General features: G+C 34.9%; 19 protein-coding genes and 1 tRNA gene. 9 read left to right on the top strand and 11 right to left on the bottom strand.

Annotated features, from left to right (window positions below; genetic code table 11):
• Window positions 1–4: 4 nt before the first annotated feature.
• The 3 genes from IPZ78_RS13955 to IPZ78_RS13965 all read right to left on the bottom strand — a co-directional run bounded on the left by IPZ78_RS13955 (window position 5) and on the right by IPZ78_RS13965 (window position 5,379).
• Window positions 5–3,388: a SusC/RagA family TonB-linked outer membrane protein gene (locus IPZ78_RS13955; RefSeq protein ID WP_225554608.1), complete on the bottom strand. Its 3,384-nt coding sequence runs from the start codon at window positions 3,386–3,388 to the stop codon at window positions 5–7.
• A 78-nt stretch (window positions 3,389–3,466) separates the two neighbouring features.
• Window positions 3,467–4,687, bottom strand: coding sequence for a FecR family protein (locus IPZ78_RS13960; RefSeq protein ID WP_225554609.1), 1,221 nt, complete (start codon window positions 4,685–4,687; stop codon window positions 3,467–3,469).
• Window positions 4,688–4,788: 101 nt separating this feature from the next.
• The gene (locus tag IPZ78_RS13965) at window positions 4,789–5,379 is read right to left on the bottom strand and encodes an RNA polymerase sigma factor (protein ID WP_225554610.1); all 591 of its coding nucleotides are present in this window, start codon (window positions 5,377–5,379) and stop codon (window positions 4,789–4,791) included.
• Window positions 5,380–5,630: 251 nt separating this feature from the next.
• On the opposite strand from IPZ78_RS13965, the gene rpsL reads away from it, so the two are divergent.
• The 4 genes from rpsL (at window position 5,631) to rpsJ (ending at window position 9,163) form a co-directional block, all read left to right on the top strand.
• Window positions 5,631–6,044 (top strand): 30S ribosomal protein S12, encoded by a 414-nt coding sequence (rpsL, locus tag IPZ78_RS13970; RefSeq protein ID WP_002993550.1) that lies wholly within the window; start codon window positions 5,631–5,633, stop codon window positions 6,042–6,044.
• Window positions 6,045–6,063: 19 nt separating this feature from the next.
• Window positions 6,064–6,531, top strand: coding sequence for a 30S ribosomal protein S7 (gene rpsG, locus IPZ78_RS13975; protein ID WP_132778116.1), 468 nt, complete (start codon window positions 6,064–6,066; stop codon window positions 6,529–6,531).
• A 125-nt stretch (window positions 6,532–6,656) separates the two neighbouring features.
• Complete coding sequence (gene fusA, locus IPZ78_RS13980) at window positions 6,657–8,780, top strand: elongation factor G (RefSeq protein ID WP_225554611.1); 2,124 nt, start codon at window positions 6,657–6,659, stop codon at window positions 8,778–8,780.
• Between the two features lie 77 nt (window positions 8,781–8,857).
• Window positions 8,858–9,163 (top strand): 30S ribosomal protein S10, encoded by a 306-nt coding sequence (gene rpsJ, locus IPZ78_RS13985; protein WP_039053489.1) that lies wholly within the window; start codon window positions 8,858–8,860, stop codon window positions 9,161–9,163.
• 152 nt (window positions 9,164–9,315) lie between these two features.
• On the opposite strand, the gene IPZ78_RS13990 is transcribed toward rpsJ, so the two are convergent.
• The 5 genes from IPZ78_RS13990 to IPZ78_RS14010 all read right to left on the bottom strand — a co-directional run bounded on the left by IPZ78_RS13990 (window position 9,316) and on the right by IPZ78_RS14010 (window position 13,893).
• Complete coding sequence (locus tag IPZ78_RS13990; RefSeq protein ID WP_225554612.1) at window positions 9,316–9,945, bottom strand: outer membrane beta-barrel protein; 630 nt, start codon at window positions 9,943–9,945, stop codon at window positions 9,316–9,318.
• 211 nt (window positions 9,946–10,156) lie between these two features.
• Window positions 10,157–10,816, bottom strand: a complete 660-nt coding sequence (locus tag IPZ78_RS13995; protein ID WP_225554613.1) for a DsbA family oxidoreductase — start codon at window positions 10,814–10,816, stop codon at window positions 10,157–10,159.
• A gap of 219 nt (window positions 10,817–11,035) precedes the next feature.
• On the bottom strand, window positions 11,036–12,607 hold the full coding sequence (locus IPZ78_RS14000) for a hypothetical protein (protein ID WP_225554614.1): 1,572 nt from the start codon (window positions 12,605–12,607) through the stop codon (window positions 11,036–11,038).
• 5 nt (window positions 12,608–12,612) lie between these two features.
• Window positions 12,613–12,828: a hypothetical protein gene (locus IPZ78_RS14005; RefSeq protein ID WP_225554615.1), complete on the bottom strand. Its 216-nt coding sequence runs from the start codon at window positions 12,826–12,828 to the stop codon at window positions 12,613–12,615.
• Between the two features lie 162 nt (window positions 12,829–12,990).
• Window positions 12,991–13,893: an AraC family transcriptional regulator gene (locus tag IPZ78_RS14010; protein WP_225554616.1), complete on the bottom strand. Its 903-nt coding sequence runs from the start codon at window positions 13,891–13,893 to the stop codon at window positions 12,991–12,993.
• A gap of 603 nt (window positions 13,894–14,496) precedes the next feature.
• On the opposite strand from IPZ78_RS14010, the gene IPZ78_RS14015 reads away from it, so the two are divergent.
• Entirely contained in the window at window positions 14,497–15,213 is a 717-nt protein-coding gene (locus IPZ78_RS14015; RefSeq protein WP_225554617.1) for a 3-ketoacyl-ACP reductase, read from the top strand.
• A gap of 220 nt (window positions 15,214–15,433) precedes the next feature.
• Here IPZ78_RS14015 and IPZ78_RS14020 read toward each other — a convergent pair whose 3' ends face one another.
• The 3 genes from IPZ78_RS14020 to IPZ78_RS14030 all read right to left on the bottom strand — a co-directional run bounded on the left by IPZ78_RS14020 (window position 15,434) and on the right by IPZ78_RS14030 (window position 17,668).
• Window positions 15,434–16,330 carry a FimB/Mfa2 family fimbrial subunit gene (locus IPZ78_RS14020; protein WP_225554618.1) on the bottom strand — a complete coding sequence of 299 codons (897 nt, stop codon included), beginning with the start codon at window positions 16,328–16,330 and terminating at the stop codon, window positions 15,434–15,436.
• Window positions 16,331–16,332: 2 nt separating this feature from the next.
• Window positions 16,333–16,923 (bottom strand): DUF3575 domain-containing protein, encoded by a 591-nt coding sequence (locus IPZ78_RS14025; RefSeq protein WP_225554619.1) that lies wholly within the window; start codon window positions 16,921–16,923, stop codon window positions 16,333–16,335.
• A 671-nt stretch (window positions 16,924–17,594) separates the two neighbouring features.
• A tRNA-Met gene (locus IPZ78_RS14030) sits at window positions 17,595–17,668 on the bottom strand.
• Between the two features lie 240 nt (window positions 17,669–17,908).
• Here IPZ78_RS14030 and IPZ78_RS14035 point away from each other — a divergent pair.
• From IPZ78_RS14035 to IPZ78_RS14050, 4 genes are all read left to right on the top strand, one after another.
• On the top strand, window positions 17,909–18,286 hold the full coding sequence (locus tag IPZ78_RS14035) for an START-like domain-containing protein (RefSeq protein WP_225554620.1): 378 nt from the start codon (window positions 17,909–17,911) through the stop codon (window positions 18,284–18,286).
• A 62-nt stretch (window positions 18,287–18,348) separates the two neighbouring features.
• Window positions 18,349–19,806, top strand: coding sequence for an LptF/LptG family permease (locus tag IPZ78_RS14040; protein WP_225554621.1), 1,458 nt, complete (start codon window positions 18,349–18,351; stop codon window positions 19,804–19,806).
• A gap of 75 nt (window positions 19,807–19,881) precedes the next feature.
• Entirely contained in the window at window positions 19,882–21,096 is a 1,215-nt protein-coding gene (locus tag IPZ78_RS14045; protein WP_225554622.1) for a bifunctional 3,4-dihydroxy-2-butanone-4-phosphate synthase/GTP cyclohydrolase II, read from the top strand.
• Between the two features lie 71 nt (window positions 21,097–21,167).
• Window positions 21,168–22,598 carry an NAD-dependent succinate-semialdehyde dehydrogenase gene (locus tag IPZ78_RS14050; protein ID WP_225554623.1) on the top strand — a complete coding sequence of 477 codons (1,431 nt, stop codon included), beginning with the start codon at window positions 21,168–21,170 and terminating at the stop codon, window positions 22,596–22,598.
• Window positions 22,599–22,756 lie beyond the last annotated feature (158 nt).

The following is a 22,756-nucleotide window of genomic DNA, read 5'->3' on the forward strand; positions in this document are numbered from 1 at the left end:
ACGATTAAAATGATGTGTTTAAAGTAAATGTAAAATTGCGAGCAAATGGATAAGCTAAGCCTCTTTCGACTTGAATAGTAGAAAGTTGTAATATATTATTTCCTTGCATCGTAAGACGTGTATTTTTCAATTTCCATTTGTTAGTCCATCTTTCGGGCAGAATATACCCTAAAGAAATACTTGTGAAATTTAGGTAGTTGTTTTTCTGCATAAAACGAGATGTAGCAAGTGTAGCTGAAGTAACCGTATTACCCTCAACATCTGTCAATCCTTTGAAGAATGTCACATCTCCAGGTTTTGTCCAACGATCTAAGAATACACGCTCATCTACGTTCATATTTAAGTTTGCATTTTCTACGTAATCCACCAAGGTTTGATTATACTGTTTAGCTCCTGTTTGGTAACTAAAGTATGCGCCAAACTGCCAACCTTTATAGGCTAGATTAGTTCCAAAATTTCCACTGATTTTCGGAATACCATCACCTACAATCACCTTATCTTGTGCATTCCACACATAAGTTAATTCTCCATTACGATCATAAAACAACTCTTGACCTGTACTTGGATCGATACCAGCAGACAATACAGCCCAAATAGAATTTACAGATTCACCTTCTACATAACGTTGTTGTGGTAATCGTTGGTTATTCTGATCATTGGCTTCATTCATCTTCTTAAGGGCATTCGAAATTTCCTTAATTTCATTTCTGTTATGAATCGCATTTACAAAAACAGACCATGTTAATTTTGATTCTCCTGGCTTAAAGATAAAAGCGTTCAAGTTTCCTTCAATACCTTTATTAGCCAATTTACCCATGTTCTCTTTGTAAGAACTTACACCTAATGAAGGTGGTGTATTTACATCTAACAACAAATTATTAGTCAACTCATAATAAGCATCTATTCGCATGATAAACCTATCCGCCCAAAATGCTAAATCAGCCCCCATGTTATACTTCATGGTTTCTTGCCATTTCAGATTCGTATTACCATAGCCTAATACCGTAGCACCATAACCTCCTAAATAATCTTGTGCAGTATTGTAGCCATATGTTGTGATAGCCATATACGGAGGAAACTGCTGGCTACCTGTCGTACCGATTCCACCTCGTATTTTAAATCTATTGATGTATGGGCGCATAGATGTCATAAATGATTCTTCATGCATATTCCAACCCAAACCAACAGCACCAAAAGGAGCATAGCGGTTCAATTCACCAAACTGTGTAGAACCGTCAACATTCAACGCTAGATCGAACAAAATTCTTCTATCATACGTATAGTTGAAATTGGCAAATGACGAAAATCTACGCGTAATATTATTTTGACCTCTTGGTCTACTACCATTCTGGTAAGCATTACCATAAAAAATCTCATCTAAACGGTTATTTGGAAATCCGATAACGGATATACCTGTTGATTTACTTTGCTGCTCAGCTGCAGAAACTCCCAGTGTCGCAAATATTAAATTTTTACCAAAGGTTTTACTATAATCTCCAACTAAACTTGCATCGTAATTGAAAAAGCTTGAATTCGATCTATCGTAAGAACCTCTCGTTGCATAAGCTTCTGAATTGTAGTCCGTAATATTAGAGAAGGCAGTATGATCAGCAGGTAGGAACACATTGCTTTCATCATTTTGCTTATTGATACCAAGTTTACCAGTAATACGGAAACCGCCATCAAGACGCCATTCTAGGAATGTGTTATTATTAATGCCTGTATATTTAGTAAAATTGACTGTTCCAATATTTGCATTGTAAAGCGGATTAGAAATATTTGATGTTCCCCCAACACCAAAATTCATAATATTCTCCAGAGTTTTCACCACATTTCCATTGGCGTCATAAGGATTCCAATAAGGATTCATTCTTGAATAATCTCCGAAACTACCATAAGGAGAATTTTCAGATGTATTCGTATTAATATTTAACTGATTACGTAAAATAAAGTTGTTTTTACGGTATGATAATACCATTCCACCTTCAAACGTTTCGCGATCAGAACCTTTCATTACCCCCTTATTATTTGTGTATCCAGCAGATGCACCATAACGTACGTGGTTATCTCCACCTTCCACATAAATCGATTGCTTCGTTCCAACGCCTGTCTGTAATGGCTGCGACAACCAATATGTATCTACACCAGAAGCTACTGCAGCCATTCGATTTGAATAGCGCTGATCTAGTATAAGTTGATTTTCCGGTCTGTTAGTTTTATAAATTCCACTGATACGTTCTAATTCTAATTTATCTTTCGCATTTAACAAATTATAAGAGGTTAAATCTGGAGCAGTGATTTGTAATGTACTCGTAAAACTCACATTCAATCGCCCCGCTTGAGGTTGTTTTGTTTCCACAACAATAACACCGTTTGCTGCTCTAGAACCATAAGCTGAAGTTGCTACCGCATCCTTCAGAATAGTTATCTTATCAATTCGGTTAATATCTAAATCATATATTTTTTGCAAGCTCGCTTCAAAACCATCCAACATAAATAAGGGCATACTTGGATTTGACTGGTAAGCCGCCATAAAATCTGCTCCTGATTGATTGCTCACTCCTCCTTCACCCTGAACCGGAAAATTGTTTGTTCCGCGTAAACTGATTTTAGGAAGTTGATTCGGATCCGATCCAAACTCCAAATTGTCGGGGATTCTAACTGCAGGATCAAATACTTTCAAAGCGTCAAATACACTCATGGCATTTACACTACGTAATTGATCACCTGTTACAGCTGTTGCTGCTCCTGTAAAGTTTTCCGTAGGACGACTAAAAAGTCCTGTCACGACAACATCAGCTATACTTTCTGTTCTCTCCGAAAGCTCAACAACGAGTTCAGTTCCATGACGTAAGGATACTTTTTCATTATTCATACCTAGGAAACTTACAACCAAATACGATTCGTATTCAGGAAGCTCTAGCTGAAAATTACCTTTTTCATCAGATCTTGAATTTATTTTTTTGACACCAGAACTAATAGTTGCTCCAGCGATTGGTTTCTTTGATACGGCATTAAAAACTCTTCCTTTGTACGTTTTTTTAACGGCACGTTCCTCATCCATCAATACGATTGTTTCTTTATTAATTATAAAAACAACCCCTGTGGTAGGATTAAAATACTTTATCAAGACATCATTGATATCAGCATTTTTGAATTTTGGATTTATACGTTGATTAAAATTCAATTTATTCGAGCTAAACACAAAATTATAGCCCGTTTGTTTACGAATGTCTGTTAGAAATTCATTTAATGTTACTCCCTTTTTATCGATAGTAATAGGTTTCGTCTGTCCGAATACAAACTGAACATTACAAACCCATATAGCTATTAATAAAGTAGGATAAATAAGCTTTGATAATACTTTACACATAAGTTTTAAATTCATAAGCTCTTATTAATTTAGGTTAAAGAGCATGTTAGGTTTAATTATTTTTCTTATTGTTATTTAATTATATCCAAGTACTTAGTTCACGATGTATACCTCCTTTCCTGTTATTTTAAACTTTATTGCATATGTCTTTTCGATTATGGACAATAAATCAATGAGTTGGATATCACGAGAAACTTGCGCCCATAACTTTTGCTGAGGTAAATCAGGAACATCTTTAAACTCCACATCATACCATCTACTGATCTGCTTTATAACATTATCCAATTCCTCTTCTTCGAAATAGAAAATATTATTGATCCAAGCTAGATTCTTATCGATATCCGCTTTTCCAATTTCAATTCCAGTCGGCCTGTATGTAGCAATTTCATTTGGTTTCAACCATGACACCTTCTTATTATTGAGATTATGCACATTTACAGACCCTTCTACCAGAGTGGTCGTAAAAGAATCGTCATCAGAATAAGCCGAAATATTAAAGCTTGTTCCATAGACTTTCACTTCTTGTCGTATACCTGCTTTTTGAGAAAACACGGTAAAACGCCTTTTATCTTTTACTACTTCAAAATAGGCTTCACCAGACAACTCCACATTTCTGCTACTATCCGAAAACGAATAAGGTAGCACCAACTTACTTGCGGCATTGAGATGTACAATACTACCATCTGGTAATGTCAACTTATATTTAACACCTTTTGGAGTTTTTATGGTATGATGTGCATTTTTAATTTTGGTATGGAGACTTTCTAATTCATACTTTAAGAGCAATTCATTTTGCGCAGATTTCTGAACAATTAAACCATTTCTGCTAATTTTGGTACCTATAGCTAATGTTGGCAAATACAGTTTCGTACCATCAACCATTTCCAAAGTAGCTGATTCATTTACTAAAGAATCCTCTACTCTAGTTTGATTTTCTACCGAAGTTTTCTCACCGTTATTTATAAAACTAAACTGCAATATCTTTTCATGCAAATCAGTTTTGATAATTAACGGAACGGATATCATCAAAAATACCGCAGCAACTGAAGTCCATCTCCATAAAGTTTTTGAAAGAGTAAAATTTCTCGTTTTAGTGGATGAAGAATAAATAGCCGTTAGTATCTGATCTTGTGTATCGATAGGTAAAGATTCTTTAGGTTTATCAGTATAGAATGCTTCAAGCATACATTCTTCCACAATATCCTTTAGAGACGCATCCATCATGTATTGATTAAGCTCTCCTCTTTCTGCTATCGTTTCTTGCTGCTGCAAGCACTGATTGAACAAATAATTTATACGTTGTTTATTAGGCATATAATATAATGGTACACACCTGTCCTTATCATGGACAAGTTTGATTTATCACGTGTATTTTAAAGTATGACAATTAGCTAATTGTGTTGGGGGGGATGAGACTAAAAATATTTTGAATAAAAATGCAGCAACAATACTAACGGCATATCTTTCATATGCGCAAGGCAATACGCACGTATACTTTTCATAGCTTGATCGATGTTATATTTTACTGTTTCTGGTGAAACATTTAAAATCTGAGCCACTTCTTTGCGCTTCAAGTATTGTTCTTTTAGCAGTTTGTACGTTTGTTGTTGTTTTGGAGGTAACCTATGAATAGCTTTTTGAAGTAAATTCTGAAAGTCTTTATCCTGCACATCATAATCTGTATTTGAATAAATCCGAAGTAAAGAACTTTCACCTTCTTCTGCTAAATATTGCTTATAATTTTTCCCTTTTTTAAGGATATTAAAGGTAATATTTCTTGCAATAGTATAAAGCCACCCTTCAAAATTTTCAATCTCGTCCAAATCAACCCTATTCATCCAGACTTTCAAAAAAGTATCTTGCACCACATCCTCAGCAATATACTCATCATTTGTAATTCGAAATACGGTTGTATAAACATTGGGATGAAATGCATCAAACAACTTACGAAATGCTATTTCATCACCTAAAGAAACCCTATGTAATAATTCAGTATTATACTTCATAGACTAAGCTATCTCCTGTATACAAGGATATAACTTTGGCAAATATAACTTTTGGGATAATATTTTCTAATCTTATTTATTTTTTCAAAGTTCATTTAGCATGAATAAAACTTATACTTTTAGTATTACGACAAGAACAACACGATCAAATACAAACTTTTTCTACACAACACTTTACAATCCCAATTCTTATTTTTATCTTTGCAGACTTAAAAGATTTTTTAACAAAAATTTAAAAACAAAACAGGTAAATGCCTACTATTCAACAATTAGTTAGAAAAGGTAGAGTAGCTCTGGTTGATAAGAGTAAGTCACCAGCGTTGGACTCATGTCCACAGCGAAGAGGTGTATGTACACGTGTATATACTACTACCCCTAAAAAACCAAACTCAGCAATGCGTAAAGTAGCTCGTGTACGTTTAACAAACGGTAAAGAGGTTAACGCTTACATCCCTGGAGAAGGTCACAACTTACAAGAACACTCGATCGTATTGATCCGTGGTGGTCGTGTGAAAGATTTACCAGGTGTGCGTTACCACATCATCCGTGGTGCATTAGATACTTCAGGTGTAGCAGGTCGTAACCAACGTCGTTCGAAATACGGAACTAAGCGTCCTAAACCAGGACAAGCAGCTGCAGCTCCAGCAAAAGGTAAAAAGAAATAATTAAACGGAGGAAAGAAAAATGAGAAAATCAAAACCAAAAAAGAGAATCATTTTACCTGATCCAAAGTTTAATGACGTTCAGGTAACACGTTTCGTAAATAACATGATGTTCGATGGTAAAAAATCTATCGCATACTCAATTTTTTACGACGCAGTAGAATTAGTAGAATCAAAAACACAAGAAAACGGTTTAGAGACTTGGAAAAAAGCTTTAAACAACGTTATGCCTGCTGTTGAGGTTAAATCACGTCGTGTAGGTGGAGCAAACTTCCAAGTTCCTATGGAGGTACGTCCAGAGCGTAAAATCGCTTTAGGTATGAAATGGTTAATTTCTTACGCTCGCAAACGTGGTGAAAAAACTATGTTCGAGAAATTAGCAGGAGAAATCATTTCAGCTTCTAAAGGTGAAGGTGCTGCTGTTAAGAAGAAAGAAGATACGCACAAAATGGCGGAAGCTAACAAAGCGTTCTCACACTTCAGATTCTAATTTTGAACACAACGATTCAAATATGATTACACCGACTTTAGTTAATAGGTTTTCTTATTATCAGGGTCGGTGTACTTATTTAAACTGTTAAAAACAAATTGCCCGAAAGGGAAATTGCAAATTATATGGCAAGAGATTTAAAATTCACTAGAAATATCGGTATCGCAGCTCACATCGATGCTGGTAAAACTACAACTACTGAGCGTATCCTTTACTACTCAGGAGTAAACCACAAATTAGGTGAAGTTCACGAAGGTGCTTCAACGATGGACTGGATGGAGCAAGAAGCTGAGCGTGGTATCACGATTACTTCTGCTGCTACAACTGTATTCTGGGCATACCGTGGAAACAAATACCAAGTAAACGTAATCGATACTCCAGGACACGTGGATTTCACGGTTGAGGTAAATCGTTCATTACGTGTATTAGACGGATTAGTATTCTTATTTTCTGCAGTTGATGGTGTAGAGCCACAGTCTGAGACGAACTGGAGATTAGCAGATAACTACGCAGTACCTCGTATTGGTTTCGTAAATAAAATGGATCGTTCAGGTGCTGACTTCTTAAAAGTAGTTGGTCAAGTAAAATCAATGTTAGGTTCTGAAGCAGTAGCTTTACAATTACCTATCGGTTCTGAAGATACATTTACGGGTGTAGTTGACTTAATCAACAACCGTGGTATCGTTTGGAATGAGCATGATAAAGGTATGACTTTCACAGAAGTGCCAATTCCTGCAGATATGTTGGATGAAGTTGCTGAATACCGTGAAAAATTATTAGAAGCTGTAGCAGGATATGATGAGTCTTTGATGGAGAAATTCTTCGAAGATCCAAATTCATTAACTGAGCGCGAAATCTTAAATGCTTTACGTGCAGCAGTATTAGATAACTCTATCGTTCCTATGGTTTGTGGTTCATCTTTCAAAAACAAAGGTGTACAAACGATGTTGGATTTAGTGATGGAATTATTACCTTCACCATTAGATTCAGATGGTGTAAAAGGTACTCACCCTGACACTGGTGCAGAATTATTGCGCAAACCAGACGTTAATGAGCCTTTCGCAGCATTAGGTTTCAAAATCGCTACTGACCCATTCGTAGGTCGTCTATGTTTTATCCGTGCTTATTCAGGTAAGTTAGATGCAGGTTCTTATGTATTGAACACACGTTCAGGTAACAAAGAGCGTATCTCTCGTATCTTCCAAATGCACGCTAACAAACAAAACCCTATCCCTTTCATCGAGGCTGGTGATATCGGTGCTGTTGTTGGTTTCAAAGATATCAAAACAGGTGATACACTTTGTGATGAGAAAAACCCTATCGTATTAGAGACAATGAACTTCCCTGAGCCAGTTATCGGTTTAGCAATCGAGCCAAAAACTCAGGCTGACGTTGATAAATTAGGTATCGGTCTTGGTAAATTAGCTGAAGAGGATCCTACATTCGTAGTTAAATCTGATCAAGAAACTGGTCAAACAGTTATCTCTGGTATGGGTGAGCTTCACTTAGAAATCTTAATTGACCGTTTGAAGCGCGAATTCAAAGTTGAGGTTAATCAAGGTGCTCCTCAAGTAGCATACAAAGAGTCTATCAACGGTACTACTGAGCACCGTGAAGTATACAAAAAACAATCAGGTGGTCGTGGTAAATTCGCGGATATCAAAGTTGTTATCTCGCCAATTGATGCAGATTACGATGCATCAAAATCTGCTTTACAATTCGTAAATGAAATCGTAGGTGGTGCTATTCCTAGAGAATACATTCCTTCGGTACAAAAAGGTTTTGAAGTTTCTTTATCGAATGGTGTATTAGCTGGTTACCCACTATCAGGAATGAAAGTTCGTTTGATTGATGGTTCATTCCACGCTGTCGATTCAGATTCATTATCATTCGAATTAGCTGCGAAAATGGCATACCGTGAAGCATTGCCTAAATGTTCTCCAGTGTTGATGGAGCCTATCATGAAAGTGGAGGTATTGACACCAGAAGAAAACATGGGTGATGTAATGGGTGACTTGAACCGTCGTCGTGGTCAGATGCAAGGTCTTGATTCTCGTAATGGTGCTCAAGTAATCAAAGCGTTAGTGCCACTTTCAGAAATGTTTGGTTATGTAACTCAATTACGTACTATCACTTCAGGTCGTGCAACTTCTACAATGGAGTTTGATCACTATGCTGAGGCTCCACGTAACGTAGCTGAAGAAGTAATCGCTAAATCTAAAGGTAGAGTTAAAGGTTCTGTAGAATAATAGAACTTTATTAAAAATAAACCGATCTCCTATTGTGAATAGCTCTAATAGGAGGTCTTTTTAAAAACAAATATAAAATGAGCCAAAGAATCAGAATCAAATTGAAATCTTACGATTACAATTTAGTTGACAAATCAGCTGAGAAAATCGTAAAAACAGTAAAACCTACAGGTGCAGTAGTTTCAGGACCTATTCCTCTTCCTACTGAGAAAAAAATCTATACAGTTTTACGTTCACCACACGTTAACAAAAAAGCACGTGAGCAGTTCCAATTATGTTCTTACAAAAGACTTTTGGATATCTACTCTTCAAATGCTAAAACTGTTGATGCATTGATGAAACTTGAATTACCTTCAGGTGTTGAAGTTGAAATCAAAGTGTGATAGATTTCAGTACTGAAAAAGAAAATCCTTCTCCCATAAAGAGAAGGATTTTTTTGTTTTAAAGATATTTTAATAAATAACACCATATCTATAAAAAATTCCTCATAAACATATCTGTTTATGAGGAATTAAATTAGTGCTAATCTCTTTAACTAGAATTTGAATGTTAATCCAAATTGAGCTGTATTAAAGAAGTTATTGAACTGATTTACATTAACACCGAATTCATTTACTGCTTTAGCGCCATCAACATCTACTTTAGAAGTATTGTAACCGATTACATTTGCAAAAGCAAAATTTAAGGCAACTTTATCAGTCAAAAAATAATTAGCTCCAATACCAGCATTTACACCGAAATTATTAGTTTTCGGGTTATCGGTAGTATTTCCAGCAACGGTCAATTCTGATTTAGAGGTATTATAATCAGCATTCAATTCAGCGTAAGTCTTGAAACGTGAACCTAATTCTAAGAAATAATATCTACCAAATACACCAGCACCAATGTTATTATTTTTAGTTTTTCTTTCATCACCGTATCGGTCCTCCGTACTTGTACCAACATTAAAGTTGATACCAGCAGCAAATTTATCCGTAAAGAAATAACCTACTCTTGGTGAAAAATTGAAATTTGAATTTTTAACCTCAGAGTTTTCGTTATCTCTTGAACTAAACCCTAAATTTCCCTCAACAATTACATTTCCTTTACCAAAGCCTATCTCTTGTGCTTGTGAAGCTAATGCTAATCCTGCAACAGCAGTAAGTGTAAGTAATACTTTTTTCATATCTATATTTATTAAATTATCTGACAAATGTACAATTGACTTTTAAAACGCAAAAGTTAACAGGTCATATTATTGTCAATAAAATTAACCAAACATTTAAATAACTAACTATCATAGACATAGTATTACTTAAAATGAAATATTAGATGTGTTTTTAATCACACTCATCAGCCCCACAAGAAGCACCTTCAGAATTATTTTGAATTTGAATTCAACTATTAGTAGATTTCCATTCAGCAAAAGCCTTCTCTAGGGTCTGCGCGAACAACTCTACTGGCTGCGCTCCAGATACAGCATATTTGCGATCATACACGAAAAATGGAACTCCCTGTACGCCCATCTGACGAGCCTCGTTTATATCCATTTTGACTTCATCATCCAATGTCCCTTTTGCAACAATATCTTCGTACTCCAACGCATTTAGCCCTACTTTTTCAGCTAAATTTTTCAACACTTCAATATCATCGATATTCTTACCATCTGTAAAATAACTTTGAAACAATAATTCTTCTACTTCATCCTGCTTATGGTATTTTTTAGCAAAATGTGTTAAGACGTGCGCTCTGAACGAATTGGCAACAACAGATTTATCAAAATTATAGACCAAGCCTTCTTCAGCTGCCATTTGAGTGACTTGCGTATTCAACGCTTTTGCTTGGTCAACAGGCATTCCCTTATGTAGTGCTAAATATTCATCAATACGGATAGACGGATCAGTTTGCAAATCTGGATTCAACTGAAAACTTTTCCATTCAATTTCGACACTATCATTCAATGAAGAATTTTCTAATGACTTTTCAAATCTCCGTTTTCCTATATAACAGAATGGACACATCACGTCGCTCCAAATCTCAATTTTCATTTTATTCATAGCTGTTTTTTTATTATCTAAATCTAATAAACCTACACCATATTATGATCATTGAGATATCCTAATTTATAATGGAGAAGCGATATAGTCACCACTTCTCCAATATTGCAAACAAAAAATTTAACTTATAATTGCACCTTAATCACTTGGGGGTGAAATCGGATTAAGGCGAATATTTTTAACAAAAAAATCAGATAGCCAATACTGCTTGAAAAAAGTCTAATTTTCAATTTCTATCAAAGGATTTGTTTTTACACATCGTATCGTGTTTGCTCTATTTTTATCAGCTCCTATGGTAGGCGAAAAATAATTATGTCCAAACTGAAAAAAACCATGCCCATTTCCACTATGCCAATAAAATCCGGCACTATACATACTGTCTTTATTCTGAGAGTTGTACGCTCCTGCAAAAGGCAAAAAGAGATATTCGTCTTGTTTAGCAACACTTGGCTGAACGTTAGTTCCGAAATATAATCCGTATACAATCTCATCATCAGGTTTTTTATAATGACCATGCACATAGGCTGTCGTATTGTTCCATTGTCCGTCCCAAGATCCAAACGATCTTAGATTTTGAGTTTCAGAAACTGTTGGTAATCTCCAGTCAGGCCCAACTTGTCGACAAATATCACCATCAATAACCTCTTCTATCAGTGTACCAGTCCACGTAGTTGCCTGATGTTTTTGTGGTGTATCATAAAATTTTCCATCTGCGTTCTTATACCAATAGTCACCATATTCTCCTTGGCTACTAGCCATCATATATTTATAAGTACCATCTGGCTGTAAGACTCCTATAAGGTTGCCTAGCGCATATGAAATAGGTCCTACTACATGACCAGTCCTTTTCAATTTAATATCAATTTCGTAATACACTCCTGGTTTGAAAACATATTCTAAAAGCGTGATATCAGATTTTGAGACGTTATTCACAATCGTCATAGCTGTCAACTTTAGTTTTTGTTGCTGAATCCCATCAGCATATATCAACTGTTCATTAGAGAATGCTGATTTATTATCATTTGATATAGCAAAAGATGACAACGGTCGATCAGTAATCAAACCTGAAAAGCTTAAATTGAATGGAGAGTTTTGTTGATTAGTATATTTAATTTCTGCATTACTAAATGTATTTGTTACACTAAAATTCCCTATGGTATTAATCAATCCTACTGTCCCAGCATCTATGGAAGTTTTAATTTTTGTAAAAGTATGCTTCAAAACGAATGATAATGTATTATCATTTCTACTAATCAAACGATTCAAAATAGAATGAGACATAACATCTTCAAAAGAAGTTAACAACAGTTTGGCTATAAAAATGTCATCACCTATATTAAGAGCAAGTGATGGCAATGCTGTTGATTTACCAAATGAATAAACAATAAAACTATAATTTTTATCTGTCTGTACTTGAATGTCTGTATTGACCAAAGATCCACAAACGTAGTCTCTACTTAATAAGTATTTATTATTTGCATCAAAAACCAGGATTCTAAAAGTTGTACCTGCTGCTATCACTCTTCTAAAAGAAGATGATTTAAATTGACTTTTTTTAACAGGCAATACGTTAACTTCCAAACAGAACTCATCATTATATGGGATTTCTTGTTTAAAAATTCCATCAACCTCATCACTTGATTTAAAATCAATACTGTTTTCATACTCAGCATACTCCAAATTGATATTTAGCGTACTTGTGGAATAAATGTCTCTTTTTTCTTGAAAACAACCTATCAAACCCACACAAACAGCGAAACAGAAACAAAATAATCTTAAATATGAAATCATTTTTATTACCAGTCTAAATCCGTACTGATCGACTCTTTTTGCCACTCTGACTCCATATTCCCTTCCAAATTGTCAATACGTATTGCGACCTGAGAACCCGAGGCGATCGACTGTTCAATAAAAACCTCGTATTTAAATACTTTTGGTGCTTGATATTTTTTAAATTCTAACATGACTATTAGGTGTTTTCTATAACATACAACGATTAAAACCATTGCCATTATAGCAACAAAAAGATGTTTTTTTTATAAAAACGCAACAAACAAAGTGCATTATTGCGATTCAGGTAGATTAATAAGGTAAACTCCACAAAAATAACACTTTACATATCTTCTTGAAAGGTCAAAACTGTTATTTAATGGTCAAAATGAATTAACATCGTTTTAATTCATTTTGCGAAAATTTTCTGGAGTAATCCCAATATTTCTTTTAAAAAATTTAGTGAAATTTGTTGGATCTGTAAATCCTAGATTATAACCAATTTCCTGTATTCGAGAATCTGTTAAAAGCAATTGTCTTTTGGCCTCCAATAATATGATTTCCTCAATAATATCCTTTGGAGATTTATTGTAGGTCGATCGAGTAGCCTTCTGCAATGTACTTTTGGATATTTTAAGGTGCTTACAAAAAAACTCAACATTATGTTTTACAGAAATATTTTTAAAAACATGCTTTTTATATTCCAACGCAATAGCTCTCTCCCCAACTAAATTTAAATTGTCTGAAAATTTGAATTGATGTAAAAGAACTGTTAATAAATGTTGAAAAATATAAGAATTTGATGTTTTATAGGTAGACTCCTGTTCTTTGCTAATCAACTCAAAAATTCCACACAAATAATCTTCCTTTTCAGGTTCTAGCTCAAATCCTACAGTTTGACATAAATCAATAAACAAATCATAATCTTGAACTGTTTGATTCGCATAATTGTAATTGTTAAACATCTCTTCAGAAAAGACTATTCGATAACACGAAATAGCAGACTGATTTAATACTTTCACGATTTGACCTGGTGACAAAAAAAGAATAGAACCACCCTTAACAGGTATTTTTCTAAAATCAATTTCATATTCGCATTCACCTTTGCTAAAGTATAATATCAAATAGCAGTTATTTTTAAAAACATTGACTCTTTCTGAATTACATTCTTCGAAATACTGTAAGGAATATGATTCTGTAGACGGAATATCGAAAATATCAATATCCTTAAGAATTATGTTTTTGTACTCTTGTTTTTCATAGGTAATCATAGCAGGCAATAGGTTGGTTTGTTTAAACGTATTCATCACATTGATTATACAATTTTATTAATTAACAATAATTGAATTAAGTAATTAACTGAGTAATCTTTATTTTGTAGCTGTAACTCTACAAAAAAGGTTAAACAAGAAACAATAGCACACTAGTAATTAAAAGCATTATAAACAAAAAAAGATGAGGCGCATTAAATCTAAGCCCAAAGAAAAAAAATGATTCTAATGAAAAATATAATTTCCATACAGATTAAAGCCGTAAGAAATTGTTCAAAAGCCATTACCCCATAAGATTTTAATATCTACAAAATAGATGTGACCGTGCTCATGACTTGCAAATAATTTTTGACAACTTAAAAAAACTATTCACAGACATCCCTATCTAATAGGGAATATAACTTTGTCTTCCACTTTGATCAGCCCTTATTTACTAATTGCATAACCGATCCCTAATCTCAAATAAGTTTTGAAACTCATAACCCACAATTAAAAAAATAGACTACATCTTATTATCGAAAACTAAATTTCATATCTTTCACTCAATTCGGCATTAAGGCCATTAACCACAAAGCGATTTTGAAGTCATTTTATAAGTTGGACACTCTCCTTATCCCAATGAATTATTAATTTTGAGGTATGGAAAATTTACAAGGAAAATATGCATTAATAACTGGCGGAGGTAGAGGTTTAGGAAAAGCAACAGCTATAGCATTTGCGAAAGAAGGCATCCATGTTGCCATAACTGGTAGACAGGAAGCTACTCTAATTGAAACGGTTAAAGAAATTGAAGCCTTGGGCGTAAAAGCTACCTATGCTACTTTTGACGTATCTAATTACGAAGAAGTAACAGCAGCTATTGAGAAATTAAATAATGATTTCGGACAATTCGACATCTTAGTCAATAATGCAGGTATTGCAGCTTTTGGTTCATTATTGGATATGGATCCACAAACTTGGGTGAACATTGTAAACACAAATCTTTTAGGAACATATTTTGTAACTAAAGCGGTATTACCATTCTTAATTGAAAAGAATCAAGGTGACATCATCAATGTATCATCTACAGCAGGTCTAAATGGCGCTGCTACAACTTCAGCTTATAGTGCTTCAAAGTTTGGTGTGATTGGCTTATCAGACTCATTGATGCGTGAAGTACGTAAAAACAACATACGCGTTTGTACATTAATGCCATCAACTATTGCTTCAGATATGTCTAAAGATCTAAAACTTACTGACGGTAATCCTGATACAGTATTGCAACCTGAAGATTTCGCTGAATTAATTGTCGCAAACTTAAAATTACCAAGAAGAGCGATGTTGAAATCAGCCTCACTTTGGTCTACAAATCCTTAAATAAAAAATCGAGTAGTAATCTAAATTACTACTCGATTTTTTATTTAAAAACTATAAAGAAACACCAGCTTTATAAACAAGAGACCAAAAATTTACCACCTCACCCCTCACTGGAAAACTAGTTTTATTAACTACAATAGCACAAGTATAATCCTCTTATGATTCACTAGTATATTGATATACAAATAATAATCTTACTATTCCTTTCAATAAACTATAATTACCATGCTGTACCAGCTTCATTCTGACGTTCCCAATCTTTAATCGATACTACAAAACCGCTTTCCGTTGGCAATTCAATAACTCCATTCAAACTAAAAGGTATACTTTTTTCCCTATTGAAATCTTTAATAAATTCGGTCAAATCCGATTGAAAAGGTAAGATCTGCTCTTGTTGATTAGTTTGTAAACTAGAAGCTTTTAACCTCGGTTGATTTGAGTTTTCCAAAAATCTAATCTCACCGATCAACTCTTGTTTTTCTCCAAATAAACCTAATAAACGAAGCTTTGCTGACCAAGTACCATCATCTTGTTTAATAAATTTTACAGGAACTTCCATTCCAGGACCCACAGCGGTATTCTTTATTAAATCCCATCTCCCTGTTACACCTGTAAATTTACCCTCTATAGTGCTAATATGGTCATAGGCACCTCCAGAAGGCGGCCTTATTGCTATTTCCAATTGCCTAATTTGTTGCTCAAGTTCTATCTTAGTATTATCATACGAGTTGCTCTCTAAACTAATCTCGCCAGACTTTGAAAAAAACAAATCTGGATAACTATTCAACTGACCGTTTATGAGACCTACCTGAGCTATGCCATCTAAAACTGTAACTGATGGATTATTACTATACACTAATATAGGGTATACACCAGGAAACAATTCTGGAAGGCTGCCCCCTCCGCCAATAATAATGGTTTGGCCATTGATTACTACCGTATAGGAGTTCGATCCGTTATCATCTAGCGATGGTAATTCCACATCAACTTTAGTATTAGGCTTATCCACCAACTCTATATCATCACATGAAATAGATAGTACTATAATACAAAGACCTAAAACAACTAGTATAGATTTACTTATTTTATTAATTATTTCACTGATATTCAACACCATAATTAGTTTATTTTTCTTGACAATTTGATAGATACGGATGTCGGCCCCCAATAATTCGAATCCTCTTTTACTCGGTTTTTATAAAAAACAGTATTATGATAAGTGTAACTAGCACGATCTCTAAATCGTAGATACCCCAAAGTCAAACCCAAATCTATTAACAAACTCTTCCCTGCCTGATACTGCTTGCCTATAATAAGTCCTCCGCCTAAATATTTACCTACCTGACTTGATATATTATACTGCCCTACACTAAACTGAGCTCCTACATATGTATTTCTGTCATGATTCACATAAGAACGAAATTGTGGTGAAAAATTCCAAGAACGCCAATAACGTGGACGCCCCTTACGCTCGAAATTCCAACGCGAATATGAGGCATCAAGTAACAATTCATTACGGTCACTGACTCTATAGCTTACTCCTAAACTAGGAATACCAATAATCCAAGTAGCCAGATTGGTATTTATACTTAAAGAATTTTTAGTTAAACTATTTTGATGTTCTTCATTATCCTCTACCTGACAATATGTATGAGTAGTAATAAGCAACAGTACAAATAACACCTGTGCTTTTAACTTATAGACGTGCATATTTTAAAATAAGTAATTCGAACAAAAATAAGGCTTAAAGGCCAATAAGCCACAATAACAACAGTGGACAATCGGTGGACAAATGATCTAAATTATTAATTGAACATCATTAATTAGGATAAGTTACTGTTGAACTTTAGGCAATCCATTGCGCCCTCAAAATACGATTCAAGGCTTCATAGAGTATAAAAAAAAGCCTACCGCCAAAATACTGTCTCACGCTACCGTTACTCTAAGAACTTCGTGCAAGTCGAATACGGGAAATACAAAGCATGATTCTAAAGTATGTAAAATCGACAAATCTCAGAGAACACGAAAAAAGAAAAGTAGATCATCACCCTTTTTAACATAAACGACATTTTTTTTAAAACTAAAGCAGACAGTTTATAAAATAATGATATGATCAAAAACCTCAATATCAAGTACCTTCTCAGTCTCAATAGTTTTATTTGTAATTACTTTACCTGATTACTGGGTACGATATTTTCAGATGGACGAATATGTGCTAAGATATTTTTGGATAAAACTTAGAGCTGCTACAGAGCGCATCCCCATTTTGAAAATTTTTTGAAGACTTTCCAATTCCTTTTACCCCTCACAGAACATCGAAAAACAGCCTCAGAAAGCTATAAACGCAAAAAAGCTTCAAGTTTCCTTGAAGCTTTATCCAGTAGCGGGGAGCAGGATCGAACTGCCGACCTCAGGGTTATGAATCCTGCGCTCTAACCATCTGAGCTACCCCGCCGTTTCAGTGATGCAAATATAGCAACATCATTTCACTTTGCAAGTATTTTTTTCATTTTTATGATTTAAAAACTGAGTTCAAATATCAAAAAACGTACAATTCATTATAAATGAATACGGTATATTGAATATAAATTATGGATTTAATAAATTTTCTTTTCAGCATTATACAATTAAAATAAAATTATGTATACTTACAGAAATCAATAGTGTAAATAAACTTAAAAACACAAGAATTTATATGTCTGAAAAAACAAAAATTCATCTTGAATATATGATTAATTCTTCTCCAAGAATTCTATACCCTTTTCTTGTAGAACCCAATGAGTTAGCACAATGGTTTGCTGATGATGTGAATTATCATGATGGCATTTATGAGTTTATTTGGGATAATGAATCACGTAGAGCACGAATAGTCTCTGTAAGAGACAATAAATATGTAAAATTCAAATGGCTTGACGACGAACCTAATTATTTCGAAATGGAAATCATGCAGGACGAATTGACAAATGATGTTTCTCTATCCATCGTAGACTTTGTAAAAGATGAAGATTTGGATGAATCAAAAAAAATTTGGGATAACTCGATAAGCTACTTACAAAGTGTAATTGGTGCATAAAATTTACTTATCTTTGCATTGAATCTTATTCAAATAGTATACATGCGGATAAGTGCAATTACATGAAAAAGATATACGTCTTAATACTACAAGCATTCATTAGGCCTTTTATCGTCACATTCTGTATTGTGATGTTTGTTCTTTTAATGCTTTTTCTATTTAAATACATCGATGACCTTATCGGTAAAGGGCTTGAGTGGCATGTTATCCTCGAATTAATTGGATACCAATGTGCGGTTCAGCTGTCTATGGCTCTGCCTCTATCCATGCTTCTTTCTTCAATTATGACCTTCGGTAATCTTGGCGAGAGCTATGAATTGGTTGCGATTAAAGCTGCTGGAATTTCACTACGCAAGGCAATGACACCATTATTTGTTTTGGTAGGTGTATTTGCTGGGTCCTCTTTTATTTTTTCAGATTACACACTTCCCGTAGTGAATTTGAAAATGGGCTCTTTGCTTTGGGATGTTACCAAGAAGAAGGCTGACTTTTTAATTAAACCCGGTATTTTCAACACGGATTTAAAAGGTTATGCAATTAGAGCAAAAGATAAATCTAAAGATGGCACCGAATTGCACCATCTCACGATCTATAATCAACTAAATGGTACATCTGGCAATAATGTATTGATGGCTGACACCGGGTATATGTACAATTCACGTGATCAAAAATACCTAATATTAAAACTGATAAACGGTGTACAGTATCAGGACTCCCGGAAGCAAAATTCGAATAGCTACGACCCTAGACAACAATTTACTCGTTTTCATTTTAGAGAAACAGAGACAAAATTTGACATGTCTGATTTCGACATGAAGCGTACAGATGAAAGCTTGTTTAAAGGCCACCATCAAATGATGAATTTACGTCAGTTGAAATTAAAATCTGACACAGCACAAATCCAAATAGATAGTATTTCACGAGTGAGTGCTGCAGAATTAAAAAACAACATTTTGTTTACCTCTCCATACTATAGTAAAGGAGATAAGCAACTGGCCAAAATAAAAGTAAACGAAGACATTATCGATTATATCCCCAAGGAAAACCGCAGATCCGTAATCAATAGTGCGATTAGTAATCTACAAACATTCCGTGATGCTTCATTTATTAGAGGCAGTGTGTACAAGGATTGGGTAGACAAAGACATTAAATATGATGTAGAATGGCATCGCAAATTTACGCTTGCCGTATCATGTTTACTCTTATTCGCGATCGGAGCTCCACTTGGTGCTATAGTTAGAAAGGGCGGTCTAGGCGCACCGGTAGTCATGTCAATTATATTTTTCCTAATCTATCACATTATCTCTACTGTAGCTGAAAAATCCGCTAAAGATGGCGCTATAACGGCTTTTTGGGGAATGTGGATGGCAATAATTGTATTAACTCCTTTGGCTGCATTTTTGACATACAAGTCTACTACAGACTCCGCGCTTTTTGATGCTGCGCAATATAAATTAAAAATGCAATATGCACTAGATTGGATAAAATCCAAATTAAAAATAAACAAGCAAAAGGCATAATTTCTAATTTGACTTTTAAGTTATACTAATTTCAAAAAATCTCATTTACTTAGCGTACAAAATATACATATATCGATGGATATAAAATTAAACACCATAGAAGAAGCTATTGAAGATATTAAGGCAGGGAAAGTAATCATTGTAGTGGATGATGAAGACCGTGAGAATGAAGGTGATTTCGTGACTGCTGCCCGCAATGCTACACCAGAAGTAATTAACTTCATGGCTACGCACGGAAGAGGGTTGGTATGTGCTCCTTTGACAATAGAACGTTGTGAGGAATTAAATCTTCATCCGATGGTAGGCCAAAATACAGCTGTATACGAAACAAATTTCACTGTTTCTGTTGATCTTCAAGGCTATGGATGTACTACTGGTATATCAGCTTCTGATCGTTCGAAAACTATTAAAGCATTAATTGACCCAAATATAAAACCTGAAGAATTAGGCCGTCCTGGGCATATTTTTCCATTAATAGCGATGGATGGAGGTGTATTGAGGCGTACTGGTCATACAGAAGCTTCTGTAGACTTAGCTAGATTAGCAGGATTCGAGCCAGCAGGTGTTTTAGTTGAAATTTTAAAAGATGATGGCGAAATGGCGAGACTTCCAGACCTTATGGAAGTAGCGAAGCGTTTTGATTTAAAAATTGTTAGTATTGAAGACCTAATCGAATACCGCTTAAAACATGACACCCTTATCAAAGAAGAGGTGTGTGTGCATATGCCTACCGAATTTGGAGATTTCAACATGAAAGCCTTTACACAAAAAAACTCTGGCGAGCAACATTTAGCCATTTACAAAGGTGAATGGAATGAAGACGAGCCTGTATTAGTCCGTGTCCACAGCTCATGTGTCACAGGAGATATCTTCGGATCTTGCCGTTGTGACTGCGGACCACAGCTGCACAAATCGATGGACATGATCGAAAAAGAAGGTAAAGGAGTCATTGTCTATATGAATCAAGAAGGTCGTGGAATTGGTCTTATCAATAAATTACACGCCTATAAACTTCAAGAGGATGGTGTAGACACTGTTGATGCAAACATTCAACTAGGGTTCAAAGCTGATTTACGAGACTATGGCGTTGGCGCACAGATTCTACGTTATATGGGCGTTACAAAAATGCGTTTAATGTCTAATAACCCAACAAAACGTGCAGGACTCGTTGGTTATGGATTAGAGATCGTAGAGAATGTACCTATTGAAATCCAACCAAACCCTTACAATGAAGAATACTTAAAAACTAAGAGAGACCGAATGGGTCACAGCATATTAAAAAATTTATAATAACAAAAAGAGGAAAATATCCTCTTTTTGTTATTATAAAACATTAAGACATCACGCACCGTTCTTAATATATGAAAAATCAACTTTTTACACAAAAAGCTTATATAGATGGCAAATGGATAGAAAGCGATAAAACGTTTGAAATCATAAATCCATCAACCAATTCACTTATTGGTTCACTTCCAGATTTGACAATAAATGATTGCACAAAAGCTATAAATGCAGCACATGAAGCATGGCTTTCATGGAAAAATAGACCTATAGGTGAACGTTGTGCCATTGTAAGACGAATATTCGAGCTAACTGTCCAATACAAAAATGAATTTGCTGAAATCATGACACTAGAGTCAGGCAAACCATTGACAGAATCTCTTGGTGAAGTAGATTATGGCAATGCCTTTGTGGAATGGTTTGCTGAAGAAGGGAAAAGAGCTTATGGCGAGACTATACCCTCCTTAAACGGCAATATGCGCTTATCAACCATAAAACAAAGCGTAGGTGTAGTCGCTGCTATTACACCATGGAATTTCCCTCTGGCTATGATTTCCCGAAAATTAGCACCAGCGCTAGTTTCTGGATGTACTGTAGTACTAAAACCCGCATCTAAAACCCCATTTACAGCTATTGCATTAGCAAAGATATGTGAATTAGCAGGTGTACCTAAAGGCGTGTTCTCTGTAGTCACTTCCAAGGACAGCAAAGGATTAGGAAAAGAATTAGCGACAAATCCATTGGTCAGGAAATTGACATTTACAGGCTCTACAGAGGTCGGTAGTATGCTCATGACCCAAGCGGCAGGTACAATCAAGCGTGTATCTTTCGAACTAGGAGGAAATGCACCCTTTATTGTTTTTGATGATGCAGACATTGACGCTGCAGTTCAAGGTGCTATCGCTGGAAAATTTCGAAATGCAGGACAAACCTGTGTTTCAATCAATAGATTCTTTGTCCAAGAATCAGTATATGAGACATTCTCACAAAAACTTACAGCAGCTGTAGAAAAACTAAAAGTAGCTGACGGCTTTGTATCAGGAAGTCAGGTAGGCCCTCTGATTGACAAAAATGCAATTGATAAAGTACAAAATCATGTGCAAGATGCTCTACGCAAAGGTGCTAAGATAACTACAGGAGGTAAACACCTAGAAGGAAATTTCTTTGCTCCCACAGTATTAGTGGAGGTTGCAGATGATGCCTTAATACAATCCGAGGAAACATTTGGTCCAATTTGTGCCCTTTTTAAATTTTCAACAGAAGAAGAAGCGATACAAAAAGCTAATGATACGCCATTTGGTTTAGCCGCTTACTTTTATAGTGAAAATATACGCCGTTGTCAAAGAGTAGGAGAAGCCTTAGAGGCCGGAATGATAGGTATTAACACTGGATTAATTTCCAATGCCTCTGCCCCATTTGGTGGAATAAAACAATCAGGTATTGGCCGTGAAGGCTCGAAATATGGTTTGGATGAATATATGGAGATTAAATATTTGTGTCAAAATAAATAAAAGAAGCTGTCCAAAAAGGGCAGCTTCTTTGTTTTATTTCGATTTTTAAGAAAACTTCTAATTGTTAAGCTGCATACTTGGATACAGAGGATATTTTGGATATTTTGTAATTATTGACAGTTTTGGATTCTGTTTTATTGCTAATAGAAGAGTTTATA

The organism is Sphingobacterium bovistauri (assembly GCF_020295405.1).
GTDB classification, from domain to species: Bacteria; Bacteroidota; Bacteroidia; order Sphingobacteriales; family Sphingobacteriaceae; genus Sphingobacterium; species Sphingobacterium bovistauri.